This window comes from Pseudobutyrivibrio ruminis AD2017, assembly GCF_000424305.1.
Classification (GTDB): domain Bacteria; phylum Bacillota; class Clostridia; order Lachnospirales; family Lachnospiraceae; genus Pseudobutyrivibrio; species Pseudobutyrivibrio ruminis_B.
In genome coordinates, this window is record NZ_AUJQ01000005.1 from 113,448 (window position 1) to 139,502 (window position 26,055).

Annotated in this window: 31 protein-coding genes and 2 pseudogenes; 32 read left to right on the plus strand and 1 reads right to left on the minus strand. The window is 39.0% G+C overall.

All coding sequences use genetic code 11. From position 1 onward, the window contains the following. The 12 genes from gtfA (at position 1) to G611_RS15155 (ending at position 11,824) form a co-directional block, all read left to right on the plus strand. Positions 1-1,497, plus strand: coding sequence for an accessory Sec system glycosyltransferase GtfA (gene gtfA / locus G611_RS0104020; protein WP_028242539.1), 1,497 nt, complete (start codon positions 1-3; stop codon positions 1,495-1,497). Further along, on the plus strand, positions 1,470-2,810 hold the full coding sequence (gene gtfB, locus G611_RS0104025; RefSeq protein ID WP_081656960.1) for an accessory Sec system glycosylation chaperone GtfB: 1,341 nt from the start codon (positions 1,470-1,472) through the stop codon (positions 2,808-2,810). The genes gtfA and gtfB overlap by 28 nt, the downstream gene beginning before the upstream one ends. A 197-nt stretch (positions 2,811-3,007) precedes the next feature. Then, complete coding sequence (gene ppdK / locus G611_RS0104030; protein ID WP_028242541.1) at positions 3,008-5,644, plus strand: pyruvate, phosphate dikinase; 2,637 nt, start codon at positions 3,008-3,010, stop codon at positions 5,642-5,644. Between the two features lie 609 nt (positions 5,645-6,253). After that, positions 6,254-6,754, plus strand: a complete 501-nt coding sequence (locus G611_RS0104035) for a GNAT family N-acetyltransferase (RefSeq protein WP_028242542.1) — start codon at positions 6,254-6,256, stop codon at positions 6,752-6,754. Positions 6,755-6,798: 44 nt separating this feature from the next. Then, entirely contained in the window at positions 6,799-7,575 is a 777-nt protein-coding gene (locus G611_RS13795; protein WP_051195051.1) for a hypothetical protein, read from the plus strand. A 187-nt stretch (positions 7,576-7,762) separates the two neighbouring features. Then, positions 7,763-7,888 (plus strand): DUF7695 domain-containing protein, encoded by a 126-nt coding sequence (locus tag G611_RS16065; protein ID WP_420329228.1) that lies wholly within the window; start codon positions 7,763-7,765, stop codon positions 7,886-7,888. Positions 7,889-7,943: 55 nt separating this feature from the next. Next, positions 7,944-8,876, plus strand: coding sequence for a RhuM family protein (gene rhuM, locus G611_RS0104045; protein ID WP_028242543.1), 933 nt, complete (start codon positions 7,944-7,946; stop codon positions 8,874-8,876). Between the two features lie 118 nt (positions 8,877-8,994). Further along, entirely contained in the window at positions 8,995-9,570 is a 576-nt protein-coding gene (locus tag G611_RS13800) for a metallophosphoesterase family protein (protein WP_036948073.1), read from the plus strand. A gap of 172 nt (positions 9,571-9,742) precedes the next feature. Then, positions 9,743-9,955, plus strand: a complete 213-nt coding sequence (locus tag G611_RS0104055; protein ID WP_028242544.1) for a hypothetical protein — start codon at positions 9,743-9,745, stop codon at positions 9,953-9,955. A 15-nt stretch (positions 9,956-9,970) separates the two neighbouring features. After that, positions 9,971-10,234: a hypothetical protein gene (locus G611_RS13805; RefSeq protein WP_036948076.1), complete on the plus strand. Its 264-nt coding sequence runs from the start codon at positions 9,971-9,973 to the stop codon at positions 10,232-10,234. Between the two features lie 108 nt (positions 10,235-10,342). Further along, positions 10,343-11,254, plus strand: a complete 912-nt coding sequence (locus G611_RS15950) for a cyclophilin-like fold protein (RefSeq protein WP_242824254.1) — start codon at positions 10,343-10,345, stop codon at positions 11,252-11,254. A gap of 57 nt (positions 11,255-11,311) precedes the next feature. Further along, a complete protein-coding gene (locus G611_RS15155) occupies positions 11,312-11,824 on the plus strand; it encodes a GNAT family N-acetyltransferase (RefSeq protein ID WP_051195052.1) in 513 nt (170 codons plus the stop codon). 113 nt (positions 11,825-11,937) lie between these two features. Here the strand turns inward: G611_RS15155 and G611_RS0104085 are convergent, their stop codons facing one another. Beyond that, positions 11,938-12,663, minus strand: a complete 726-nt coding sequence (locus G611_RS0104085) for a MerR family transcriptional regulator (protein ID WP_028242545.1) — start codon at positions 12,661-12,663, stop codon at positions 11,938-11,940. A 407-nt stretch (positions 12,664-13,070) separates the two neighbouring features. Between G611_RS0104085 and G611_RS0104090 the strand changes: the two genes are divergently transcribed. The 20 genes and pseudogenes from G611_RS0104090 to G611_RS0104190 all read left to right on the plus strand — a co-directional run bounded on the left by G611_RS0104090 (position 13,071) and on the right by G611_RS0104190 (position 25,929). After that, entirely contained in the window at positions 13,071-13,439 is a 369-nt protein-coding gene (locus G611_RS0104090) for a nuclear transport factor 2 family protein (protein ID WP_028242546.1), read from the plus strand. Beyond that, positions 13,396-13,584 (plus strand): hypothetical protein, encoded by a 189-nt coding sequence (locus G611_RS0104095; RefSeq protein ID WP_028242547.1) that lies wholly within the window; start codon positions 13,396-13,398, stop codon positions 13,582-13,584. Before G611_RS0104090 ends, G611_RS0104095 begins: the two co-directional genes overlap by 44 nt. 34 nt (positions 13,585-13,618) lie before the next feature. Continuing rightward, a pseudogene (locus tag G611_RS15575) lies at positions 13,619-13,798 on the plus strand (ATP-binding protein); the annotation flags it as partial. After that, entirely contained in the window at positions 13,797-14,108 is a 312-nt protein-coding gene (locus G611_RS0104105) for a hypothetical protein (RefSeq protein WP_028242548.1), read from the plus strand. The pseudogene G611_RS15575 and the gene G611_RS0104105, both read left to right, overlap by 2 nt. Before the next feature lie 169 nt (positions 14,109-14,277). Then, positions 14,278-14,487, plus strand: coding sequence for a hypothetical protein (locus G611_RS0104110; protein ID WP_028242549.1), 210 nt, complete (start codon positions 14,278-14,280; stop codon positions 14,485-14,487). Between the two features lie 22 nt (positions 14,488-14,509). Further along, positions 14,510-14,929, plus strand: a complete 420-nt coding sequence (locus G611_RS0104115; protein ID WP_015549234.1) for a hypothetical protein — start codon at positions 14,510-14,512, stop codon at positions 14,927-14,929. Positions 14,930-14,947: 18 nt separating this feature from the next. Then, positions 14,948-15,568 (plus strand): DUF4317 family protein, encoded by a 621-nt coding sequence (locus tag G611_RS0104120; protein WP_028242550.1) that lies wholly within the window; start codon positions 14,948-14,950, stop codon positions 15,566-15,568. 997 nt (positions 15,569-16,565) lie between these two features. After that, positions 16,566-17,201 (plus strand): MBL fold metallo-hydrolase, encoded by a 636-nt coding sequence (locus G611_RS0104130; protein WP_028242551.1) that lies wholly within the window; start codon positions 16,566-16,568, stop codon positions 17,199-17,201. A gap of 61 nt (positions 17,202-17,262) precedes the next feature. Further along, positions 17,263-17,631 carry a zinc ribbon domain-containing protein gene (locus G611_RS0104135; RefSeq protein WP_028242552.1) on the plus strand — a complete coding sequence of 123 codons (369 nt, stop codon included), beginning with the start codon at positions 17,263-17,265 and terminating at the stop codon, positions 17,629-17,631. A 109-nt stretch (positions 17,632-17,740) separates the two neighbouring features. Next, complete coding sequence (locus G611_RS0104140) at positions 17,741-18,040, plus strand: nucleoside triphosphate pyrophosphohydrolase (RefSeq protein WP_242824255.1); 300 nt, start codon at positions 17,741-17,743, stop codon at positions 18,038-18,040. Next, positions 18,040-19,164, plus strand: coding sequence for an HNH endonuclease domain-containing protein (locus G611_RS15160; RefSeq protein ID WP_028242554.1), 1,125 nt, complete (start codon positions 18,040-18,042; stop codon positions 19,162-19,164). The genes G611_RS0104140 and G611_RS15160 overlap by 1 nt, the downstream gene beginning before the upstream one ends. A gap of 17 nt (positions 19,165-19,181) precedes the next feature. Continuing rightward, positions 19,182-19,502: a DMT family transporter gene (locus G611_RS0104150; RefSeq protein WP_028242555.1), complete on the plus strand. Its 321-nt coding sequence runs from the start codon at positions 19,182-19,184 to the stop codon at positions 19,500-19,502. A gap of 16 nt (positions 19,503-19,518) precedes the next feature. Continuing rightward, positions 19,519-19,980 (plus strand): hypothetical protein, encoded by a 462-nt coding sequence (locus G611_RS0104155; RefSeq protein WP_028242556.1) that lies wholly within the window; start codon positions 19,519-19,521, stop codon positions 19,978-19,980. A gap of 366 nt (positions 19,981-20,346) precedes the next feature. Then, positions 20,347-21,111: a zinc ribbon domain-containing protein gene (locus G611_RS0104160; RefSeq protein ID WP_028242557.1), complete on the plus strand. Its 765-nt coding sequence runs from the start codon at positions 20,347-20,349 to the stop codon at positions 21,109-21,111. A gap of 179 nt (positions 21,112-21,290) precedes the next feature. After that, positions 21,291-21,620 (plus strand): putative quinol monooxygenase, encoded by a 330-nt coding sequence (locus tag G611_RS0104165; RefSeq protein ID WP_028242558.1) that lies wholly within the window; start codon positions 21,291-21,293, stop codon positions 21,618-21,620. Between the two features lie 24 nt (positions 21,621-21,644). Next, positions 21,645-21,962: pseudogene (locus G611_RS0104170) on the plus strand (carboxymuconolactone decarboxylase family protein); the annotation flags it as partial. After that, positions 21,958-22,875 (plus strand): J domain-containing protein, encoded by a 918-nt coding sequence (locus G611_RS13825; RefSeq protein WP_036948081.1) that lies wholly within the window; start codon positions 21,958-21,960, stop codon positions 22,873-22,875. The pseudogene G611_RS0104170 and the gene G611_RS13825, both read left to right, overlap by 5 nt. 307 nt (positions 22,876-23,182) lie before the next feature. Next, positions 23,183-23,695: a pyridoxamine 5'-phosphate oxidase family protein gene (locus tag G611_RS0104180; RefSeq protein ID WP_028242560.1), complete on the plus strand. Its 513-nt coding sequence runs from the start codon at positions 23,183-23,185 to the stop codon at positions 23,693-23,695. Positions 23,696-23,738: 43 nt separating this feature from the next. Beyond that, positions 23,739-25,637: a DUF2075 domain-containing protein gene (locus G611_RS0104185; protein WP_028242561.1), complete on the plus strand. Its 1,899-nt coding sequence runs from the start codon at positions 23,739-23,741 to the stop codon at positions 25,635-25,637. Then, positions 25,609-25,929, plus strand: a complete 321-nt coding sequence (locus tag G611_RS0104190; protein WP_028242562.1) for a nucleotide pyrophosphohydrolase — start codon at positions 25,609-25,611, stop codon at positions 25,927-25,929. The genes G611_RS0104185 and G611_RS0104190 overlap by 29 nt, the downstream gene beginning before the upstream one ends. Positions 25,930-26,055 lie beyond the last annotated feature (126 nt).

A 26,055-nucleotide genomic window follows, 5' to 3' on the forward strand; every position in this document is an offset into this window, starting at 1 on the left:
ATGATTTATAACTTTAACCTGGGCATTGGCTGGGCCAGTTCGGGTGTTGAATACGCCCAAAGCTACCGAGCCAAGGTGCTTCGAAACATAAACAAGCCAGCAAAATTCATTTTCACTGACATGTTTCCTAGAGACAATCTTATCGATATGACCAGGAACATCGGCTTTGAGGATGATGAAATCATTTGGCTTTATACTTTTTTCACGGACCAGAAGCTGGGGCCTGTTACATTTACTTTGGAGGATTTGAAGGCTACCTTAGGTGGGCGCGACTTTACCTATGACCGGGATGGGAAGATTGGAAGGTTTGTGTTTGATGGGGATAACAACTTTTATCGAATCTACTTCGTAAATGCGGATTCAGATTTGGTCCACAGGGTGGAGATGGTATCTCGTGGCCGCCTGGTGAGAAAGGATTATTTCATTACTGGAAGGGTGTTTAGCGAATACTACGCACCTTTGGATGGCAAGGCTCACATGTATCATCGCAGGTTCTTTAATCAGGACGGAAGTCTTGCTTACGAAGAGATAAACGATGATGGGGATGTGATGTTCAAGTTCGCTGACAAGCTAATCTGCTCCAAGGAGGAGCTTGTAGGATATATGACATCTAAGCTTTCTCTTACAGCTGATGATGTAGTACTCATTGATAGGACCACGGGAATCGGCCAGGCTATTTTAGAAAATGCTGGTGCTGCAAAGGTTGGAGTTGTCATCCACGCAGACCATTTTAGCGAAGGGGCAACAGATGATGACAATATCTTATGGAACAATTATTACGAATATGCCTTTGCAATGCATGAACATATCAGCTTTTACGTGACAGCTACTGAGGCTCAGCGAAAGCTTCTGATAGAGCAATTTGAAAAATATCTAAAGGTTACACCTAACGTATATACGATACCTGTAGGGGCGCTGAAGGAATTGAAGTATCCTGGTAAGGCCAGAAAGCCATATTCTCTTATAACCGCATCGCGTCTGGCTACAGAAAAGCATGTGGATTGGTTAGTGGATGCGGTGGCAACTGTTCATAAGGATATTCCTGAAATCACTCTTGATATATACGGAAGGGGAGGCGCAGAAAAAGCCTTAAAGGAGCAAATCAGCAAGCTTGGCGCAGATTCCTATATACGATTGATGGGTCAATACGATCTTGAGGATATTTACATAAACTACGAGGCTTATCTGTCAGCTTCCACCAGCGAGGGCTTTGGACTAACCCTGATGGAGGCCATAGGCTCAGGTCTTCCAATCATCGGCTTTGATGTGCGATACGGAAATAAGAATTTTATCGATGAGGGAAAAAACGGATATAAGCTGCCTTACAATGCTGGAATCGAAAAATCTAGGCGGCAGAAAATGTTTGTGGATGCAATAAAGAAGCTCTTTACAGATGGTAATTTAGAAGAAAAACGCAATCACTCATACGAGAAGGCGAAGGATTATCTGGCTAGTGAAGTGGAGGCAAAATGGAAAAATCTACTGGAGAAGATATAGTTTTATTGTTTGATTATTATAATCAAGGAAGCAGGGATTTGCTGGCCTCTTTTTTGAATGCAGGCATGCAGGTGAAGGCTGCAGTTATCAATGATGACGGCTTTTTGCCTGATAATGTGGAAAATGTTTTTGAATATTTCCTTGGCCCATTTTACGAGGGGCAGCCACTGTATTTTAATCAATTAAAGGTGCCAACATACTGGGAGATAAGTGGAAACAACAGTAACGGCAGTGTTCATGATAAATCAAAGGAGAGAGGACGAATCTTCTACAGCGAGCCTAAAAATAAACGCCAGGTAAAGGTGGTGGACTGGCTGGATGATGAGGGGAAGGTTAAAGCCAGTGACCACTACAATAAATACGGGGTCTGCTACGCCAGAACCATTTTTAATAAAGACGAAAAGAAGGTTAGCAAATCCTATTTTGACAAGGACGGAGCAGAAATCATTGTAGAAAACTTCGTCACTGGGGACATTATTTTAAACTATGAGGGTGTTACAAATATTTTTAAAAACAGAACGGAGTTCGTGGTTTATTATCTCAAGCACAAGGGCTACAATAACTGCAGGTTATTCTTTAATTCCCTGTCTATTCCATTTTTTGTGTCGAATGCGTTGCCTGCAGATGAAAATCGTAAATGCGATATTTTGTTTTGGCAGGAAACAATTGGTGGCGAAATCCCTGGAAATATGCAGCTGATTCTTGATAACAAGGTTGGCAGATGTAAGAGGATAGCAGTGCAAAACAGTGTTTCCTACGATAAGCTGAAAAAGCTTAGTGGCGCTGAAAAAATCATATTTAAGCTAGGTTACATCTATCCATTTGAAAAACCAAACCTGGGGAGAAAGGAAGCGTTGATTTGTACCAACACTGAAAACGTGGAAAAGCTAAAGGAGGTCGTTGCGGCACTGCCAGAAGTGAAGTTTCATGTGGCGGCCCTTACGGAAATGTCCCAAAAGCTTCTCAGCCACGAAAGATACGATAACGTTATCATGTATCCTAATATAAAAATGTCTACATTACACACTTTGTTTGTTCAATGCGATTATTATTTGGACATAAATCATGAGGGGGAAATTGTAAACGCAACGAGACAAGCTTTCATACAAAATCAGTTGATTTTAGCATTTAATGAAACATCTCACGGAGCTTTTTATACGGCACCTGAAAATCGCTTTGATTCTAAGGATTTTAGAAAACTGATATATCGCCTAAAAGATTTACTCAATGATAAAGATAAGTTGAAAAAAGCTGTTGAAAGCCAGCAAAAATGGGCGTTGACAGCGAATTCAGATGATTATGATATTAATTGAAAACGGAAACTAATGTCAGACAGTAGGGTTTTACATGAAAAGTGCACAAAAAACTCTACTGTTTTTTTATACTTTGTATAGTATTTTTTGTTTGATATGGTCTGTTAAGTGTGTTTAAATAGTAGAGGACCGTCTGAAACCCCGTTTAAAACAGCGGTCTGAAGAATAATGTTTTTATATAGTAGGAGGATTATGTAATGGCTAACAAATGGGTTTATATGTTTAGTGAAGGTGACATGTCTATGCGCAACCTTCTCGGCGGAAAGGGCGCAAACCTTGCAGAAATGACAAGTATTGGACTTCCTGTTCCACAGGGCTTCACAATTACTACAGAGGCTTGTACACAGTATTACGAGGATGGTCGTAAGATTAACGACGAAATCATGGCTCAGGCTATGGAAGGGGTTAAGAAAATGGAGGAAATCAACGGCAAGAAGTTCGGTGACCTCAAGAATCCACTTCTCGTTTCTGTTCGTTCAGGTGCTCGTGCATCTATGCCAGGTATGATGGATACAATCCTTAACCTCGGTCTTAATGATGAAGTAGTTGCAGCTATGATCGCTGGTAACCCAGATCCAGCTTTCGAGCGTTTCGTATATGATTCATACAGAAGATTTATTCAGATGTTCTCAGATGTAGTTATGGAAGTAGGTAAGAAGTACTTCGAGCAGCTCATCGATGAGATGAAGGAAAAGAAGGGTGTTAAGTTTGACGTAGACCTTACAGCTGCTGACCTTAAGGAACTTGCAGAGCAGTTCAAGGCAGAGTACAAGAAACAGCTTGGTTCTGATTTCCCTTCAGATCCAGTAGAGCAGTTAAAGCTCGCTATCGAGGCAGTATTCCGTTCATGGGACAACCCTCGTGCAAACGTTTACAGAAGAGATAACGATATCCCTTATTCATGGGGTACAGCAGTTAACGTAATGCCTATGGTATTCGGTAACTTAAATAACGAGTCTGGTACTGGTGTTGCATTCACTCGTGATCCAGCTACAGGCGAGAACAAGCTTATGGGTGAGTTCCTTGTTAACGCACAGGGCGAGGACGTAGTTGCTGGTGTTCGTACACCAATGCCAATCGCTGAGATGGAGCAGCAGTTCCCAGAAGCATACGCAGAGTTCATCAAGGTATGTGATACTCTTGAGAATCACTACCATGATATGCAGGATATGGAGTTCACAGTAGAGAACAAGAAGCTTTACATGCTCCAGTGCCGTAACGGTAAGAGAACAGCTCCAGCTGCTCTTAAGATTGCTTGCGACCTTGTTGATGAGGGACACAAGACTCCAGAAGAGGCTGTAGCAATGATCGACCCACGTAACCTTGACACACTTCTTCACCCACAGTTCGAACCAGCTGCTCTTAAGGCTGCAACTCCACTTGGCAAGGGTCTTGGTGCATCTCCAGGTGCTGCATGCGGTAAGGTTGTATTTACAGCTGATGACGCAGAGGCATGGGCTGCTAGAGGAGAGAAGGTAGTTCTTGTACGTCTTGAGACATCTCCAGAAGATATCACAGGTATGAAGGTTGCTCAGGGTATCCTTACAGTTCGTGGTGGTATGACATCACACGCTGCCGTTGTTGCTCGTGGTATGGGTACATGCTGTGTATCTGGTTGCGGCGACATCGCTATGGATGAGGAGAACAAGAAGTTCACTCTTGCAGGCACTACATTTACAGAGGGTTCTGAAATCTCTATCGATGGTACAACAGGTAACATCTACGCTGGTATCATCCCAACAGTTGATGCTACAATCGCTGGTGAGTTCGGCCGTGTAATGGCTTGGGCTGATCAGTTCAGAAGACTTAAGGTTAGAACAAATGCAGATACTCCAGCTGATGCTAAGAAGGCTAGAGAGCTTGGTGCAGAAGGTATCGGTCTTTGCCGTACAGAGCACATGTTCTTCGAGGCTGATAGAATCGCTGCATTCCGTGAGATGATCTGCTCAGATACAGAGGAAGAAAGAGAAGTTGCTCTTGATAAGATTCTTCCTTACCAGCAGGGAGACTTCAAGGCTCTTTACGAAGCACTTGAGGGATGCCCAGTTACAATCAGATTCCTTGATCCACCTCTTCACGAATTCGTTCCTACAGAGGATGCTGATATCGAGAAGCTTGCAAAGGCTAAGAATAAGTCAGTAGAGGAAATCAGAAACATCTGCGAGTCACTCCACGAGTTCAACCCAATGATGGGTCACAGAGGATGCCGTCTTGCAGTTACATATCCTTCAATTGCTAAGATGCAGACAAAGGCTGTTATTCGTGCAGCACTTGAAGTACAGAAGGCTCATCCAGATTGGAATGTTAAGCCTGAAATCATGATTCCACTTGTATGTGAGGTTAAGGAGCTTAAGTATGTTAAGGATATTGTTGTAGAGACAGCTGACGCTGAAATCGCTGCAGCAGGCGCTAAGCTCGAGTACGAAGTTGGTACAATGATCGAGATCCCACGTGCAGCTCTTACAGCTGACGAAATCGCTAAGGAAGCTGACTTCTTCTGCTTCGGTACAAACGACCTTACACAGATGACATTCGGATTCTCTCGTGATGATGCTGGTAAGTTCTTAAATGCTTACTATGACACAAAGATCTTCGAGAACGATCCATTTGCTAAGCTTGACCAGACAGGTGTTGGTAAGCTTATGGAGACAGCTATCAAGCTTGGTAAGCCAGTAAATCCAAACCTTCACGTAGGTATCTGCGGTGAGCACGGTGGAGACCCATCTTCAGTAGAGTTCTGCCACAAGATTGGTCTTGACTATGTAAGCTGCAGCCCATTTAGAGTTCCAATCGCCCGCCTCGCCGCTGCGCAAGCTGCAATAGCAAATAAGTAATACACAATTACTTGATAGTGTAGCATAATATGTATTTATAAAGCCCCAATGTTCCTGGATACAGGGATTTGGGGCTTTTTGTGTAGCGTTATTATCATAAATTACGGTAAAGATATGTAAATCTGATATTTATTCCGTAGAAAATAATTGGTTACATAGTAATATCGAATATTTAGAGGGGATATATTACCCGCAATAGTTTTCATTGTGGATTAAGATGGGAGAGATAATACACACAGTGGGATATTTTTAAAAATTCTTACGGAAAAAAATAATCAGTAGAGAGTATATTCCGTAAAATTAATGAAAAGGTAAGTTGGGGATGAGTTTGCAAAAGGGGGATTGCTTAATAGAGTAGTAGAAAAATGGATAAAAAATAGAAAAAATGCTGCATAGAATCCTGATAAAGAGAATTTGTTTCTATTAGAACAGATACTATATGAGATGCGTAAAGATGTGGGATTCACGTCATTCCTTTACCGTTAGGTCTTAGCAGGTGGAGGAATGGCGTATTTTTTGAAAAAATGTCGGTTCCGCAGGTCATATGTGTTATTCTTATTGTAGTTGGAATTGCAGGACTAAAACTTTTGGAAAAGGAATAATAAAACTATGGACTATCAATTACTACCTGTTGATGAAGCAGACTTACCGATATTTAAACATGACATGCAGGAAGCTTTTCAATTAGGAGCAGCTGCATGGGAAGAGAATTTGGATGAAGAAATTCTGCCAGAGTCACATATAAATAAATCATTGAGCGCTAAGGGCTCCATAGCATATAAAGCTGTTGTTGGTGGAGAACTTTTGGGCGGAGCCATTGTTGTGATTAATGGTGAGCACGGAGATTTGGATTTCCTTTATGTAAAGAGTGGAACACAAAGTAAAGGTATAGGCCGAATGATTTGGAATGCAATTGAAGAAAAGCATCCGGAGGTTATTCTTTGGGAGACTTGTACGCCTTATTTTGACACCAGAAATCTGCATTTCTATATTAATCGCTGTGGCTTTTCTGCAGTGGAGTTTTACAATCCAAAACACATTTCGCCAAATGCTCCAGAGGGAGATGATGGCTCGGATTTATTCTTTAGATTTGAGAAGAGGATGAAGTAGAACTGATTTAATTGATGATTCAAAGTGAATAATGAGGTGCGATTTTGCCAAACGAAAGTGGAACATGGATTATGTATGGTGTGGACTGGGATGATCCAGAATGCCTACATACAGTGGATGAAGCAATTGAATATATTAATGAAGTTGGTTTTTTGCCGCTTTTCAAGAATGATATTCCAGGATTTTCGCTAGAGGAACACACGGTTCCAGAGTACTGGTGGTCAGAAGACCCTGAAGTGGATCCTTGGGCGTGGCGTGAGATAATTGCCCGCCGTGGAGATGTAGCTTATGGCAAGTTTTTTGATAAGAAAGCAGGCTTTATTTCAAAAGAGTGGATGCCATACTTTGTGAATTATCGCAGGGATGGCTATGATTTTGATGCTCTTTGGGAAGATGGTAAGGCATCCTTGAGGCAGAAGAAAATCATGGATTTGTATGCCGAAGAACTGATGGATGAAGAGTACTATTCCAATGAGATAAAACAGAAAGCTGGCTTTGTAAAAGGCGGAGAGAAAGGCTTCGATGGAACCATTACATCTCTTCAAATGCAGATGTATTTGTGTATGAGGGATTTTCGCAGGCGTAAAAACAAAAAGGGTGATGAGTATGGCTGGCCAATTGCTGTTTATGCAACGCCAGAGCATCTATGGGGGTATGACTATGTGACTTCAGCATATAAGGAAGAACCGGATGATTCCGCAATGCGAATTTCCAAACATCTGATGGAGTTTTATCCAATAGCGACCACCGACCAGATTAACAATATCATCGGATTAAAACCAGGCCAGCGGAAGACGCCTGTTAAGATGGCAATACTATAGCTTGAACATACAATGGGCCAGTACATGGTGTACTGGTCTATTAGTATAATTATTTTTAGTAATGTATAGGTTTTCTCTGTTTGTCCCGTAATAAGTAATCGCCACTGAACTACAAGTTCAATGACAAGAGAGAGAGGATGGTTAATAATAGAACATAAAAGATTCCCTTTTGCGGTAATAATTTGGGATTGACTGGAAATCATGTTTTTGCGGTGCAGTATGTGTTGATGGAGGGAAAGATTATCTGCGACGTTGCGGTTATCTAGAGGACTACGAAGATTTGAGTGTAGTGGAGGAAGATAATTCGAAGTAGAGTTTATAAGCGTAAAACGATAGAATAAAAGTTAGATATATGAGGAGCTTATACAATGAAAAATGAAATAGTTTTATTTGAAACTAAGGATCAGGAGGTAAAGTTAGCTGTTTCTCTTGAAAATGATACAGCTTGGCTAAGCGCTAATCAAATGGCATTGCTTTTTGATAGAGATGAAAAAACTATTCGCAAGCATATTAATAATGTTTTTGCTGAGAATGAATTGAATAGAGAGAACAACACGCAAAAAATGCGTGTTGATGGGGTTAAACAAAAAGTTCCATTTTATACGTTGGATGTAATCATTTCGGTAGGATATAGAGTAAAGTCTCAGCGTGGAACTGAGTTTAGACAGTGGGCCAATAGAGTTTTGAAGCAATATATTCTTAAGGGCTATGCAATTAATGAAAAGAGGCTGGCAGCCTTAAATAAGACAGTGGAAATTCAGTCAAAGATTATTGCAAATACTTTGGAGCTTGAAGAAGCAGAAGTTTTAAGAGCAGTCAATCTATATACTGACGCGTTAGTTCTTTTAGACCAGTACGATCATCAGTCATTAAAGAAACCAAATGGAAACAAGCCTGTTTATCGAATCACATATGAAGATTGTAGAAATATGATTAATCATATGGAGGATAGTTTTAGTTCAGATGTATTTGGTGTTGAAAAAGAAACTGGAAAAGTAGAAGGTATTCTTGCGGCAGTATATCAAGATGTATTTGGTGGCGAGGTATATCCATCACTAGAAGAAAAGGCAGCAAATCTTTTGTACTTTATGATAAAGGATCATCCTTTTGCTGATGGATGTAAGAGAATAGCAGCATCGCTTTTTCTAGAGTTTTTGGACAAGAACGAAGCATTAATACGAGATGGGCAAAAAGTAATTAGCGATGGAGCGCTCGTTGCTATTACGCTTATGATTGCAGAATCAAATCCAGAAGAAAAAGATATTATGACAACATTAGTTATGAATTTATTGAAGCTGTAGATAAATTTGAATTCTCGTGATAAACCCTACTACCTGAGCTCAGAAAAATCGAGCTCAGGTAATATTTGTTTAGTATAGATTATATTCTGGAAGTATAGATGACTTGGAGGAGATTTTGATGAAATACTATATTAGTGATTTACATTTGTTTCATAATGCGGCTATTAGATTTGATAATCGACCATTTGACAATATTTCAACCATGCATGAATACATACATACAAATTGGAATAATAAAATAACAAATGGAGATACCGTTTATATTCTAGGGGATGTGAGTTTACGTGGTCAGAAGGATAATCTGATAGCTTATGTCTCAACTTTGAAAGGGCAAAAGGTTCTTGTTAAAGGAAATCATGATGATGTATCAGATTACAGATATCAGCAATTGTTTTCGGAAATATGTGATTACAAAGAAGTGCATGATTCATTTGATGGAAAAAATTATGACCTAGTGTTAAGCCATTATCCAATATTTAGTTGGAAAAATATGGGGCGAGGATGGATACATTTGTATGGTCACACCCATAATAGCATTGAGAATGAAATGTATCTGAAGGCACTTAGTGATATGAAGATTAAATGTGGTCATTTACATGACACTCATCCAGTGGCAATCAATGTAGGTTGCATGAAGCCATGGATGGGGTATGAACCTAGGACGTTAAGGGAGATTCTTGAGGGGATAAAATAATGTTTGTAGACAAAGGCTGATAGATAGCTATAGTAGATAAGTTCACCAAATGATAACAAGAGCCTAAAGCTAGAACTATCTCACTGAAAGTGTTAAACTAACACCAATTAGAAATAACTACACATATTGAACTAGAAGTGTAGTTTAATTTAAAGACAAGGGGGATTTGAAAATGGATGTAAAGGACATTATTACAAAAGTAGCGGGAAACAAGGAACTTTTAGACAAGTTTAAAGCTGCTGATGTTAAGCAAGCAAAGAAATTATTAGACAAAGCTGGTGTTAAGGTTGATGAATCTGATGTCAAGAAGGTCAAGGAAGCTCTTGCAGATGGAAAGCTTGATATGAAAGAAATCAAGGGTATTGCTGGTGGCCTTTTTAAATAACATTTGGGGGACGAGATGGAAGATTTGAAAGCAGGGGAATTAAACATGTCAGTATCTGCTGTTTGCAGAAATGAGCAAGGGGACAAGTATGCCTTTGTCACCTTTAACGATGGCGTTAGAACAGCTGAAGGAAAAATCCCTGACTGCAAAATAATTAAGAATGATGGTTTCGCAGAAATCGAAGTGCAGCAGCTGGAACGATATTTGAAGGAACATCTTACAGAGCTTAAAAAGATGGCTGCTTCTATTGATATATTTTCTGCTTTTAAGGGTGAATAAGTTAGAGAATCGAGAATAATGACAGACAAAACAATTGCTAGAATCAGAAAATTTACAGAAAAATATTGAAATTGAATCATAAAAATCGACAGTTTATGGGGGAGTATTATGATTTTTATAATTGAAGGCATAGTCTTATGTGCACTGTTTACCTTGATGGTTTACATCATGTCTAGAAATCCGATTAAGACATTGTACAACTATCCGCCGAAGATTCAGGAACGCGTAATGTCATTAGATGAATATAAGGACCAGGTTCCTACTCAGAAGAATAAGGTGGTAGCAAAGGTAGGTGCGTCACTTTTATTTGTGGTGATTCTTGCTTTGATCCTAAGATTTATCAATGGATATACAACGTTCTTGCAGGCATTTGGATATGGATTTTTGCTTTGGACTATCGTAAATGCGTATGATGCAATTGTGCTGGATATCATATGGTTTTGTCATGATCCGCAGTTCGTATTCAAAGGCACTGAGGACATGGTGGACGAGTATCACAACTATTGGTTCCATATCAAAGGATTTTTTATTGGCGAAGGGCTGGCGATAGTGGTGTGTGCCCTGGCGGGGGTAGTTGTATCACTGATGCCATATGACGGAATTGAGCAGACAGCAAACGTACCTGACACTGTAGAAGTGCAGGAGGCTATTATTGAAGAAGATTCAGAGGAAGAGATAGGGATGATATTACAAATTGATGGAAAAGAAATACCAGTTACTTGGGAAGATAATGCATCTGTGGATGCTTTGCGTGAACTTGCAGCTGATGGCCTGGAAATCCAGATGTCGATGTATGGTGGATTTGAGCAGGTGGGCTCTATCGGCCAGAGTATTGCCAGAGATGATAAGCAGACCACTACAAGTGCAGGTGATATTGTGCTCTATTCAGGCAATCAGATTGTTGTATTCTATGGCTCTAATTCATGGGCATACACCAGGCTTGGCAAAATCAATTTGTCAGAGGAAGAGCTGACAGAGTTATTAGGTAATGGGGACGTGACATTGAAATTAGCTCAATAAGAATGACGTGAAGCATAAAGCAGAATATGAAGAAATTATGCAAATTGGGAATACGTGATGAGAATTGAGACAGAACGATTGGAAATAACTGAAATGACCTTGGATATGGCCATGGATGTTCATAAGAATTCTTTGGATGAGGATATTCGGAGATTTGTGCCGGATGAAGTGTTTGAAACGGTTGATGACGCCAGGGAGACGATTGAGTTTATCATATCACAGTATGGTTCTACAGATGGTCCATTGGTTTATGCTGTTATAGCTAAATCAGAAAATCGGAATATCGGCTATGTGCAGTTGGTGCCAATCAGCGATGGAAAGTGGGAAATTGGCTATCATATTGCAAAAGCCTATACCAGAAACGGATATGCGACGGAAGCGGTAACGGCATTTCTTCCGGTGATAACAGATTATGTTGGCGTGACAGAAGTATATGGTATTCGTCTTCAGGAGAATATTGCATCTGGCCGTGTGCTGGAAAAATGTGGATTTGAAACCTTTTTTACAGGTGAGGGACCTTATCATGACGGTGTATTTCCAATTACTAAAAGTATTTGGAAGAAATTTTGAAGCAGGAACTTCCAAAACTAAAAAAGAAAGAGCTGGAGATAGTTCGTAAATACGTTAAAGAATATGAGGATGTTAGATAAATAGCAGGAGGCACTTCGGTGCCTCCTGTCTGATTACTTTACATATTCTGCAATGGCACGGCTGATAAATGCAGCAGTACCATCTCCACCGGCCTTATCGATGTTTGTTTTGAACTCGCCATCTGCAGAGTACATCTTACCAAGACCTGCAAGGATTTCATTGGTGCATTCATAAAAGTTTTTTGTGATGTAGTTCTGGATGTCCTTTACCATGGCCTGAGACTCGGCAGATTTAGGGTCAGAATCCTTAAGCTTGCCACATTTCTCGAATAGCTTCATGAAATCACCCCAAAGCTTTTTCTCATCATCCTTAGAACGAGAAGCTGACTTCTGTTCATATTCTGAAAAAGCCTTGCTGTCTCCCCATTGCTCTTTAGCTTTTCTTGTGTATTCTTCTAACTTACTAGTATCAAATGCTGTAAAATCCATAATATTATTTCCTCCGTTTTGTATTCCACGGGCGAAATCTATAAGGTCTTCCAGATGTTCCTTTTTCATTGTAAGAAGCTCAATCTGTTGTTCCAAGGCCTTTTTCTTATCAAAATCAGGTCGCGTAACAATTTCCTTAATTTCTTTTAACGGGAATTCCAGCTCTCTGAATAATAAAATCTGTTGCAAACGTTCCATTGCTGCATCGTCATACAGTCGATACCCTGATTCGGTGTACTCTGCCGGCTTTAATAGTCCAATCGAATCATAGTATTGCAGTGTGCGTATACTCACTCCTGCTAGTTTGCTTACTTCATTTACTGTCATCATTGTTTTTCCCTCCGTGGTAATTATACAATAAACTATGACGTAACGTTAGGGTCAACAGTTATTTTGAAATATTTTATTCGGGCCAAGCCCCCCGGCGCCAGACTGAGCTTGGTTCTTTTTGTGTGGGGCGGGCAGTGCCGGCGATGGTTTTGGAATTTGCACTGCCCTGAGCAGAGATTATTACAGCGCTACAGTGCTTTTGTTTGTTAGCGCTGTAACAAGATATTTCAAATTACAGTGCAGATGAGATTTTATTAAAAAAACTGTAATTAAAAATCGAGTATTACAGTATTGTGTTAGGAAACACAAATAATACTGTAATATCGAGAAAAGAATTACAGTATTATTTTTGATATTGAAAATCATACTGTAATCCTTACTGTATATTTACAGTGCAAATAACCGTTATGGGTGAAGAAGCAAAAATTTCAGAATTATATAAAGACTACTGGGATTATGTGATCGAGAAAAACATAGAAGGTCTCAGAAGTCTTATGTCTTCAGACTATTGTCTTTATCATATGACTGGTGTGAAGCAGTCTGCTGATGAATTTATCGAGGGATTAAAGAATGGTACCTTCAATTACTATTCAGCTGAGCATGATGACATTGTAGTAAGTGTTTATGGTGATGAGGCAACCATGATAGGAAAAAGTAGAGTAGTTGCTGCGGTTTACGGTGGAGGTAAGGGAAGCTGGAGATTGCAGGGCGACTTTACTCTTAGAAAAGAAAATGGAAACTGGAAGTTTACAAGTTCCAGAGCATCAACATATTAAGGAGGATTTAGACATTCTTGATTTTAAGCTTACAGATAAAGAAATGGCAGAAATCGCAAAGCTTGATAAGAATGAAAGATACTATCACAGAACGGATGAGCAGCTGGTTCAGTTTGCAGGATGGAAACCTGATTTTGAAAAATAAGATACATTTCATTTATAATATATACATAACCTGAAAAAAGTATTTAGAAACATTAGACGAATACTATCTTAGCGATTTAGAATTTAGATATGCAATGCTTGGAACAAGAAATATGGATTATGGACGAGCGTATGAAAATATAGTTGCATTAGAATTGCTTAGAAGGGGCTACGAGATTTATGTTGGTAAGCTGTATCAGAAGGAGATAAACTATGATTAAAATTTATGGATTACACACATGCCCATATTGTGACTTTCTACAGCCACAGATTCAAGGAAAAGAAGATCAGTATAAATACATTGATATAGGCCAGCATGTTCAGTATATGCACGAGTTCATGGATTTACGAGATAATCGCCCAGAGTTTGATCATTCAAAGGAGATTGGCGATATAGGAATCCCTTGTTTTGTATTCGAGGATGGTAGGGTCAGTCTTAATCCGGCTGATGCAGGGCTGGTTGAATATGATGGTGCATCTTCGTGTTCTATTGAGGATCATCTTGCTGGTAAAAAGGGTTGCTAATAATATAGAGGAGTATAAAATGCTCTTAGAATTCTTTATTTCGCAAAAAAAGAAAAATAGGTAGTATTCATTTGCCCAAGTGGGGATATATTTATAAAATATAATCAAGAAAACACAAAAGGACCTGGACAAAAGGTCAAGTGGATATTGATTATTAGGAGGATTTGCCATGACTTTTTTATTCTTTTTATTATTTTTAATTGTGTTTGGAAAGATGATTGGATTTGCCTTTAGGGCTACTTGGGGCCTGTTCAAAGTACTAATGTATATTGTATTTCTTCCTTTGATTTTAGTGGGAATGGTGTTTGGTGGTTTACTATACCTGGCATTTCCAATTTTGCTTATTGTTGGAATAGTTTCATTGGTTGCGACGGATTAAGTTTATCAGGAGAGAGTATGATATGAATGAAGTAGAAACAAGAGAAATCAGAGAAGCAATCGAGGCTGCGGATAATGCGTTAGTGCATCTTCGCTCAGCCAGAAAGTATCTGGATAGTGCAGGCAACTGGGGATTGCTAGATATGTTTGGCGGCGGATTGATTTCAGGAATAATGAAGCACAGCAAAATGGGTGATGCAGAGCGTGAGATTGATAACGCTAGGTATGCCCTCCAGAGATTTAGCAAAGAACTGAGAGATGTCAGCGGATATAGTTCTGTTCACATTAATGATTTTCTCACCTTTGCAGATTTCTTTTTTGATGGATTTGTAGCTGACATTCTGGTACAGTCGCAGATTAGTGATGGCAAGAAGCAGTGTGATGATGCTATCAGAAGAGTCGAGGGTATCAAAGCGGAGCTTCAGAATAAGTTAAGGTTCTAGTAATCAAAGGACACAAACATGGGACAGATAAACAGAGACGACATGCTGGAGCTGACACGCAGATTCACATCAGCTCGCAGCAACCTAGTTAGAATTGCAGGTGCGTATATAGATGAGGAAGGCTATATAGACGGCACATTTAATACAAGCTTCCTGAGTCTTAAGGGAGCGGAAAAGAACAGATGCCTGGATATCGCAAAGACGATACCATTTGCAAAGCCAAATGAGGAGTTGATTCAGTATAAAATCCCTGGGCTGGGGCCAGGTTCTATCTGGCAGATGATATATGCAATTCGTGAATGCGAATTGAAGAATGATGCTCTGATGCTAAATCTATACGAGCTGATTGCAGAGAAATATCCTAAGGGAAGACCCTATGCCATATATGTATACTATGGGGCTTACGATGTGCCAATCAAGGGCAGCGACAAGTCTTATCAGGATGAATCAGAAGAGGTTTATAAGTATCTGATAATGGCGATTTCCCCAGTGGATGAGGAGCAGGTGCCTCATTCGCCGGAGGCGGGATTCCTATATCCAGCATTTACAAATAGAAGCACAGATATAAATCATGTGAATTTCTATAGCCAGGATTATGAGGAAGCCAGAGAGCTGATGAAATTCTTAGATATTTTGTAGGGGGCCACTCGCTGACGCGAGCTTTGTTCGGTTAAACTCCGGAAAAGCTGCAAATAATACTGGAGCCATGCAAACCTCTAAAAAATGCATCCCAAATAGCAATTTTATAGATTTGGGATGAATGCTAATGGAGGCTATTTTGAACTTATGCAACCCAAATGTGATTTTTTTGATTTTGGGATGTATAGCTTTAGAGCGGATTATACAGAAATGCATCCCAAAGGCAATTTTGGGGATTTTGGGATGCATGAGTTATCAGATGATTTTCGGTACAATGCATCCCAAATGTAATTTTTGCTATTTGGGATGAAAAAGTATTTAACACTATGCAACCCAAATGTGGGTTTTTATTCTATGGGATGCATACCTATAAAAATTTAAATTTTTACAGTAATCAGGTTACATCCCAATGTTGATATTTTATTGCTGAGGATGCATTTTTAGCTACTTGCCGAGAAGAAATCGATAACTTCGGATTTGTAGACCTAATTGAATATTGAACTGTACATAGAGCAATTATCGAAAGATAAACTGCTCTTTATTGTTTCCATATTTTAATTGTCGTAAAGAATAAGTAATATCGTGGAATCGTAAATTGTAAATCGAAATGGTTGCATTTCGATTTACAATTTACGATTTTATTCTAACACCAAGAGAGTTTTTGGATATAATTAAATAACATGACAAAGAGTAGGACTTACAGATTAAAAATCTGTAGGTCCTTATTTTTGGAAAAATTTTTGGATTTTACCTTGCGCGATATAGCCTCACTGGAAAATTGGTAGCACCAATGCATTAACTATAAGATAAGAAAGGGAGGATAATGACTTATGGTAGTGCAAATCCGCACCAAAAACACATAACTTGACAAGAAACTAATCTATTCTGTGCAAATTTGTACCAATATGAACTTTCGAAAGCATCAACTTTGGTTGGTGCTTTCTTTTTTGAAAAGAAGTACAATACCCTTATACAAAACATAATTAAGGGGGCAATAATGACAGAAAAGATTAAAGTATTTAAGCACAACAGTATTTGTATAGATGTTGAAGGCAGGGCAGTTTATGTGGATCCATTTGAAATGGATGAAACACCACATGATGCTGCATTTATATTAGTTACCCATGACCATTATGATCACTTTTCGCCAGAAGCCATTGAAAAGGTCGCTAATAAGAATACAGTGTTAGTTGTTCCTGAAAAAATGAAAAGCAAGGCAGCTGAAGTTGCAGTAGTGGTGGGCAAGATTGAATATGTTAATCCTGGTGCAAGCTATGAAGTAGAAGGATTACAGTTTGAAACTGTTGCTGCGTACAATATTTTAAAACCATTTCATCCAAAGAGTGCTGGTTGGGTTGGCTACATCATTTCTGTAGATGGAAAACGTATTTACGTAGCGGGAGATACTGATGCTACTAAAGAGGCTAAAGCCGTAAACTGCGATATTGCCCTAGTGCCAGTTGGCGGAACTTATACTATGGATGCAAAGAAGGCAGCTGAACTAATCAATACAATTGCACCAGAAGTGGCTATTCCTGTTCATTATGGTCTGATAACTGGAACTTCTAAGAATGCGGGAGAAGAGTTTTCTAGGTTAGTAAAGTCGCCTGTAAAGGTTGAAGTAAGGATATAGGAGGGGCTTCATGAAATTCATTGATAAGGATAATGAGATTTTTAAGGAAGAGTAGAGGCTTATGTTTTTTATAATGGGAATTACTGATGGTCGCAAAGACTTTGATTTTAGTCAGACCGTAATATGCGATAGCTGTGGAAAGTACGGAAGATATCAGGTGTTCATGCTCTATACAGTCTTATCGCTTTTCTTTATACCTACATTCAAATGGAATAGAAGATATTATGTTCAGATGAGTTGTTGCGGTACAGTCTATGAACTTAATCCTGAGATAGGGAAGCGTATAGCTTCAGGAGAAGAGTATCAAATCAAACCACAGGATTTAACCAAAGTGAGTCAGGGCAGAGGTTTCTTTAAGCGTTGCAATAATTGTGGCTATGAGACGGCGGAAGATTTTGATTATTGCCCAAAGTGTGGTTTGAGGTTTTAGAGAGGAAATTGCTACAGAAGGATGACGAATAAAATAAGCCCCATAAATTTAGTGTTTATGCTATAATTTTACTAGCGTTTTACTCAATAAATTCACAGGGGAAAATATATTGGGAAAATTAGTAAGGGACAAGATTCCTCAGATAATTAAGGACGATGGGAAGCGCCCTATAATTAGGACTTTATCCACTGAGGAATACTTAAAGGAATTAGACATAAAACTTAATGAGGAAGTGGCAGAATACCAGGCGGACAAATCCATAGAGGAGATGGCCGATGTACTAGAGGTACTAAATGCTATATGTGTAGCTAGAGGCTATTCTTTAGAGGAGCTAGAAAAGGTTCGTAAAGAGAAGTGCGAAGCTAGAGGAGCTTTTAAAGAACGTATCTATTGGGAGGGTAATCGCTGATGGTTCTGCCTTATTCTGATGAACTTCATATAGAATATCTTAGTAGACTTTTTGATAATACCAGTGAATGCTACAAATTCTTCTGGTTCAAAGCAATCCTTGAAAAGGTAATTGCTGGCACCAATGAAATATCATTCGAAGAGCTTGTGGATGATATGATAGCGAATGCTTGGTATATGGTTACAGAGTACTGTCTGAACCTAGGGCCAAAGGACACACTGGAAGATGTTGTAAAGCTCATCCAAAAGAAAAATCCTAGCTTTAAATCTAGCATCAAAAAGTCCGACCTTTTAGCTTATCTATCCGAAACAAAAGATAAAGAAATCATTTCAAAGAAGAGGACATTGATACTCAATGTACCTTATCGTCTTCAGGCTCCTTTTATGCCAGGAATAAAAGGTAAGGCCTGGGATGTTCCAAAAGATAATCTTGTGGAAAATATTAATAATCACAGTCATATTATGTATTACTTCTTGGGAATTAATGGCCTGTCATCGCGAATTATTGTGAAGGATGAATGGGTTAACTATTTCGTGAAAAATCAAGAGATAATACGAGGCTGGCTGGAGTACAATATGATTCTCTATCTGCAAAGAAGAAATCCAAACGTGCCTGGCATAGCAGACAAATTATATCCACCACAGGAAAGAAAACTGGATGATGTTAAGAAATACTGGAAGCTGATTTTGACGGTTTCTCCAGAGCCAGTGAAGGAGATTTATGGCGAAACCATTCTTACTGCGAAGGATATTTCTATAGATCATTTTGTGCCATGGTCGTATGTGGCACATGATGAGATGTGGAATCTGAATCCTACCACGAAAAGCATCAACAGTTCGAAGAGCAATAATCTGCCAGACTGGAATACTTATTTTAAACGCCTGGCAATGCTAGAGTATCAGTCATACAGAATGATGCGCGAGCATGATGCGGTGCATAAAGAGTTTGAGAAATGCGCAAAGAAGCATTTCAATGATGATAGATTAAGATATCGTATATACGAATCAGATATCGAATACGAACGATTTGAAAAGGAACTGGAGGCTGTGATACTTCCGGTTTATAAGTCCGCTCAGAACTGTGGGTTCGGGGAGTGGAGGTATACGGAGAATGGCGTATTTTAATATATGGAGGTTTTTATATGAAATGGATTTATCTATTGATTGCCGGAGTGTTGGAAATCACCTGGGCTGTGGCAATGAAAATGTCTAACGGATTTACGGTATTGATTCCATCTATTATCACAGGAGTAGGTTACATAGCCAGCGCAGTGTTTTTAGCCATTGCTCTAAGACAATTGCCTTTGGGTACTGCCTATGCCATGTGGACTGGAATGGGAATACTTGGAACGACGCTGCTTGGCGTATTTCTTTTTCATGAAAAGCTGTCGGTTCCACAGGTCATATGTGTTATTCTTATTGTAGTTGGAATTGCAGGACTTAAGATTCTTGCAAAAGAATGAAGAGTAGGAGAAGAACATGTTTGAACTTATATTTTTTGTCCCGGTATTGATAGTTGCCGGTGTCTGGGGATTTTTTCTTTTGAATTTTGCTAAAAATAATCGAAGTATTCTGGATGATGACATCCTAAGCGCAAATGAAAAGCAGCGTAAAGAAGCTGAGAGCAGCATGCGCGTGATTCGACTGATGACACCTGTATTAGTAATCGTGGTGGCTATAGCTGTTATTTTTCTGGTGAATGCATATCATCCATTTATAAAAGTCAGTGTAGAAGGTGTAGCGCTGATTGCAGGGGGACTTTTCTCCACTTACCTGGGCTGGGCACTTGGGATGATTTTCAGAGGACTCAAGGATCAGATGAGTGAAAAAGATTCCAAACTCTGTTCAAGAGTATTTATGATTTCTTTTATGGGCACAGGGATTATTTTGGTTGCGAGTGGTGTCATAGCTTGCATTCCTCAGCTTGCAGCATATTTTTAAAGCATTGTTCTGATTCAGTCATCAGTAAGTAGTTTCTCAGCAATCTGAATCTCAAAAGTTTTATCAGGGTTCTGCTTACAAAGTCCCCATCTGGTTTTTGCTCTTTTATTTATGGCCCATGATACGATGACACCAGGAATGGTACAAAAATACAAATACCTTCACTCACGTTATGATTAATGGTGAACATGAAGATTTGGATTTCCTTTATGTGAAGAGTGGTACACAAAGTAAAGGAATAGGCCAAAGGATTTGGAATGCTATTGAAGAAAAGCATCCGGGCAGATATGACACTTCATTAGCAACCAATAGTTGCGTGTAATATGAATATCTTCTTACTATAATATTAGTAAAGGAGGGATTTCCATGAATACGAAAGATGTTTTGTTTGAGCTTAGAACAAAGAATAATATGTCTCAGGATGAGTTGGCTGAAAAGGTTTTTGTGACCCGTCAGGCAGTTTCACGTTGGGAAAATGGTGATACAGTCCCAAATACTGAGACCTTAAAATTGTTGTCTAATCTTTATAATGTTTCAATAAACACTCTGCTTGGTTCGCCCCACAAGCTGATATGTCAGTGTTGTGGTATGCCTTTGGAGGATTCCATTATCGGAAAAAACAAAGACGGCTCTTTGAATGAAGATTACTGTAAATGGTGCTATGCTGATGGGACTTATACTTACAGTGATATGAATACTCTTATTGAAGTATGCATTCCAAACATGGTTAATGAGAACTTTACAGAGGAGCAGGCTCGTGAATATTTGAAACAGGAACTGCCTAAGCTTGATTATTGGAAAAGATACGAAGAGCTTAGTGATGATGGACAGTTTGAGGAATTTAAAAACCAGTTGATAGAGGAGATTAATGATCTTCATATTGAAGGGCTGCCAAGGGTAGAAAAGCTGTATACACTGGTGGGCAGTTATGTTAATCTGGAATATCCATTGCCAAACGGGACAAAGGTGAAATTTTTAGACGATGGTGTAACTTATCTTGGAACCCAGCTTGAGTCAGAGTTTGGAGGAGATAGATGCTTCGGTATTCTTGCAAGTATGGATTTCATAATGGTTTGTACATATGAGGCAGAGGGGGCAAATCCAGAACTTGTTCTTTATAAGAAAAGATGATTAGAACAAATCTAAATAGAATAACCCAAAAGCAAAATCATAAAAGGACTGCAAAAAATCGCAGTCCTTTTTGCTTAGAAAATTTTTAAAATATTTTCTTTTTCATATATGAGATGTGATAAGCTAATAAGGTAATAATGCTAACAAGTTGCAGTTGGCAGAAGATTAGGAGGATAACCATGAGCATTACAGTAAATTTACGTTATAAAGGAAAAGATGGGGCTGCAAAAAGATTTGCGGAGGAGATGGTCAGCAGTGGAACTGTTGATAAAATTCGCAGTGAGGCAGGAAATCTCAGATATGAGTATTATCAGTCGCTGGATGACCCTGAGACAATACTTTTAATAGACAGCTGGGAGGACCAGGAATCAATAGATGTTCACCATGCGTCACCTATGATGAAAACAATTATGGAGCTTCGTGAAAAGTACGACCTTCACATGACTGTAGAAAGGTATAAATCAGATGACAGTATGCCTGAGAGTGACGCAGATTTTATAAGAAAATAAATGCAAATGAGGAGGAGTGATTTGATGGAAAAAATAGTACAGACAGCAGGAAGAAATCAGCTTGGAGAATTCGCACCAGAGTTCGCACATTTTAACGATGATGTGTTATTCGGCGAGAATTGGAATAATCAGGATATTGATCTAAAGACTAGAAGCATTATCACAGTTGTTGCTCTTATGGCTCAGGGAATCACCGACAGCAGCCTTAAGTATCACATTGAAAATGCAAAAAATCATGGCGTATCACAAAAGGAAATGGCAGCCGTTATTACCCATGTGGCATTTTATGCAGGCTGGCCTAAGGCGTGGGCAGTGTTTAATCTTGCCAAAGAAGTTTATGAATAAAAGTCAGGCCCGTAAAATCCTGGGATTGGATGGAACGGAAGATGAAAAGGAAGTAAAAAAGAAATATAGAAAGCTGATGCACGCCCATCATCCCGACAGCAGTGGGTCTGATGATAGCGAGGCTGCAGCCAAAATTAATACAGCCTACGAGCTGATTATGAAGGGCTTTGATGGACCCGAGCAGAAAAAATCTACCGTCAAAAGAAGTCCCAAGGCGAAGACTTGGAATGCTAAAGAAAATAAGAATGCATACTGCGTCCGCCCTATTTTTCATGAGGTGGAGGATTATGACGGAAATAGCATTGGCACCATCGAAATCGCTAGAGGAAAATATGTATGGTCAAAGGATGAGGAGTTTTCCTTATTCCTAAAGAGTCTCTATGAAACCAGCAAGGAGCTCTTGGATAACGTCAGACCATCACTTTTCTTTGAAGTGCCAGATGTTATCAAGCAAAAATATCTTGCGGACATCACTTATCTTTTGACGGGGCAGTTTATAGACAGTTCGCTGACGTTGAAGGAGCTGGGCGTTTTGGACATTGATGCTTACAAGATTGATGCTATGTTGGAGCTTGATACAAACGCCACCACACCAAAGGTGGGCAGCACTCTTTATCCAGCAGCCGTATCCAATCACAGATTGTACCTGAGAAACAAGAGCGGCCAGATTATCGGCTATCTCAGCTTCAAAGATGATAGACTTTACTATGTAATCATCCCGCTTTTAGAGCAGAAGAAGGCTCAGGTGAAGATGGTTGTTGCCGACAATTCGTTGAAATCCAGAACTAGAAAAAAGTATGTGGATTTGGATTTGTGGATTAGGCTTTTGGAAACTGAGACATCGGAAATAGAAAGTACTAATCGTAGGATAGATGAGTTGTTGAAGAAATATGCTAAGGAAGGATTATAGAGGAACCGCGCGTATAAAAAGTCTGTTACCGGGAGTTTTATACGCGAATTATATTATTAAAATTTGTTTGCGCATATAAGAATCATTTTATCTCTTAATTTTATATGCGCAAAATCAATAGAAACATGGAATTAGGGCTAATTTGCGCATATAATAAATGAAAAATATCTCATTTTATACGTGCGTCACTCCGGAATAGTGGTTTTTACGCGTATAAAAATAGGGTATTTCATCATTTTTATATGTAAAGCAATCAAATATTGACTTTACTAGGATGCTAGGTAAGGATGAATAGGGGGATTATAATATGTGGAAGATGGATTACGATGCAGCTGCATCACATTGGATAGCGCGAGATAAGGATTCTGTTCATATGGAGGAGGTAGCATTAAAGGAAAAAATAGAGGCTTTTATCGGCGGGCATAATACCTGTGCGCTGGCAACTGCTTCAAAGGAATCTGTGCGTAACACACCGATTGAATATAATTATGTGGATGGATGCTTTTATTTTTTCTCTGAAGGTGGATTAAAGTTTAAGGGACTGAAAGAGAATAAGAATGTGGGCATGGCCATTTTTGAACCTTACGGTGGATTTGGACAGCTGAAAAGCTTGCAGGTGCAGGGCGCCGCATCTATGGTGGAGCCTTTTTCAGAAGAGTATCTGAAGCTGATGGAGCACAAAAAGATTCCAGTGGAGGCTATGAAAAAATTGCCTCAGGCGATGAACCTGATTAAGGTGGTGCCAGTGGCTTACGACTATTTGGATTCTGATTTAAAGAAAGAGGGGTTTGGTAGTAGGCAGCATTTAATTAAAAAATGAAATACTAAAAAAGACAGAATCTAGCGATTTGAGGTATTATCTAATGATTGTTTATGATGGATTAAAAAGTGATTTTTTACACAGTTGTGAAAGCGATTCTATAGCGATAGAAATCGAAGAAAACATTCTTTCAAAAATGGGGAGACATACACCAAAGGCAGAATTTCGTTCATGGGAAAACTCTTTGAATTATATGTATAAGGTTTTGAATGATAACGAAATACCTAATGATGCCGGTATTGCTATAGAATTTAATATTCCGCAAACATCCAAGCGAGTTGACTTTATTATTTCTGGTTTTGATGAAGCCAATGAGCCTAATATGGTAATTGTTGAGCTTAAACAGTGGGAAGAGTTGAACGCTCTTGAAGGAGTAGATGCATTAGTTGAAACATATACTGGTGGAGCGGTTCGTAAAGTTGTGCATCCATCATATCAGGCATGGAGCTACGCTCAATTAATATTAGATTACAATGCATCAGTGCAGGATAGAAGAGTAAAGCTACATCCATGTGCTTGTTTGCATAATTATATAAGACATCCTAATGATCCATTGGATGAAAATCAATATCAGGATTATCTAGAGGAGGCACCTGCATTTACTAAAGGGCATGCTTCTGATTTGAGAAAATTCATCAAAAAATCGATAGTTCATGGTGATAATAAAGATATTCTTTATTTGGTTGACCACGGCAAAATCCGCCCATCCAAAAGCTTACAAAATGCGATTGCTTCAATGCTTAAAGGAAATCGTGAGTTTATTATGATTGATGAGCAGAAGGTTGCATATGAGGAAATTTTAAAGCTCTCATTACTTTCACAGAAAGATTACAAGAAGCGTACGATTATTGTTAAAGGTGGCCCTGGAACAGGTAAGTCTGTTATAGCAATTAATCTTCTTGCTGAGCTTACCGCAAGAGATCAAATGGTACAGTATGTTTCTAAGAATAGTGCGCCGAGACAGGTCTATTTGAAAAAACTTAAAGGTGTCATGCGAAAGAGCAGTGTAGATAATATGTTCAAAGGTTCTGGAACATATACTGAGACAGGGTTAAATGTTGCTCATACTTTGCTTGTTGATGAAGCACATCGTTTGAATGAAAAATCAGGCATGTTTCATAACATGGGAGAAAACCAAATTAAAGAAATCATTCATTCTGCTTATTGTAGTGTTTTCTTTATTGATGAAAGTCAACGAGTAACTATGGATGATATAGGCTCTGTAAAAGAAATAGAAAAATGGGCAGATGAGGAAGGCTCTGAAGTATCATATTTGGAGCTTCAATCTCAATTTAGATGTAATGGTTCAGATGGATATCTTGCATGGATTGATGATGTTTTAGATATTAGACAAACTGCTAATTATGATTTAGAGGGGATAGATTATGATATAAGGATTATGGATTCCCCTACTGAAATGTGGAAGCTTGTTAAGGATAAAAATGAACTAGCAAATCGTGCTAGAGTATTGGCCGGATATTGTTGGGACTGGCTCAAATCTGAACAGAATAATACCAATTATCACGATATAAAAATTGGTGATTTTGAAATGAGTTGGAACCTTGGAAGTGGAGAACCTTTTGCAGTGAGTGAAACATCGGTAAATGAGGCTGGATGTATACATACATCTCAAGGTTTGGAATTTGACTATGTAGGTGTAATTATCGGTGATGATTTGCGTTATGAAGATGGTAAAGTAGTAACTGATTTTACCAGAAGAGCACGAACTGATCAGTCGCTTAAAGGAATAAAAAAACTATACAAGGAAAATCCAGAATTAGCCAAAAAGCGTGCTGATGAGATAATAAAAAATACATATAGAACTTTACTCACTAGAGGAATGAAAGGGTGCTATATATATTGTACAGATAAAAATATGGAAGAATATTTGAAGAAAAGATTGGAGATTTGCGGTGAGAGACGAAACAATACAACGAATTAGAAAGTTCACTGAAGACCGAGACTGGGACCAGTTCCACGCTCCAGCGCACTTAGCAAAATCTATAGTTATAGAAGCGGCTGAGCTACTTGAGTGCTTCCAGTGGGATGATGATAAGTACGACGTGGAGCATGTTAAGGAAGAGCTTGCAGATGTTATGGTTTATTGCCAAAACTTAGCAGATAAGCTTGGCGTTGATCCTGATGAAATTATCAATAAGAAGATGGACCAGAATGAGGCTAAGTATCCAGTGGCAAAGGCAAAGGGGAAGGCTGATAAGTACGATAAATTGTAATCTATTTTATGGGCAAGTGTGTAGGTTTTAATTGCACCTTTGCACTGCAGAAGTGCAAATATTGCACCATACGGGATGTCGAGGTGCAATAATTGCACTTTTATATTTACGAAAAGTGCAAAACGA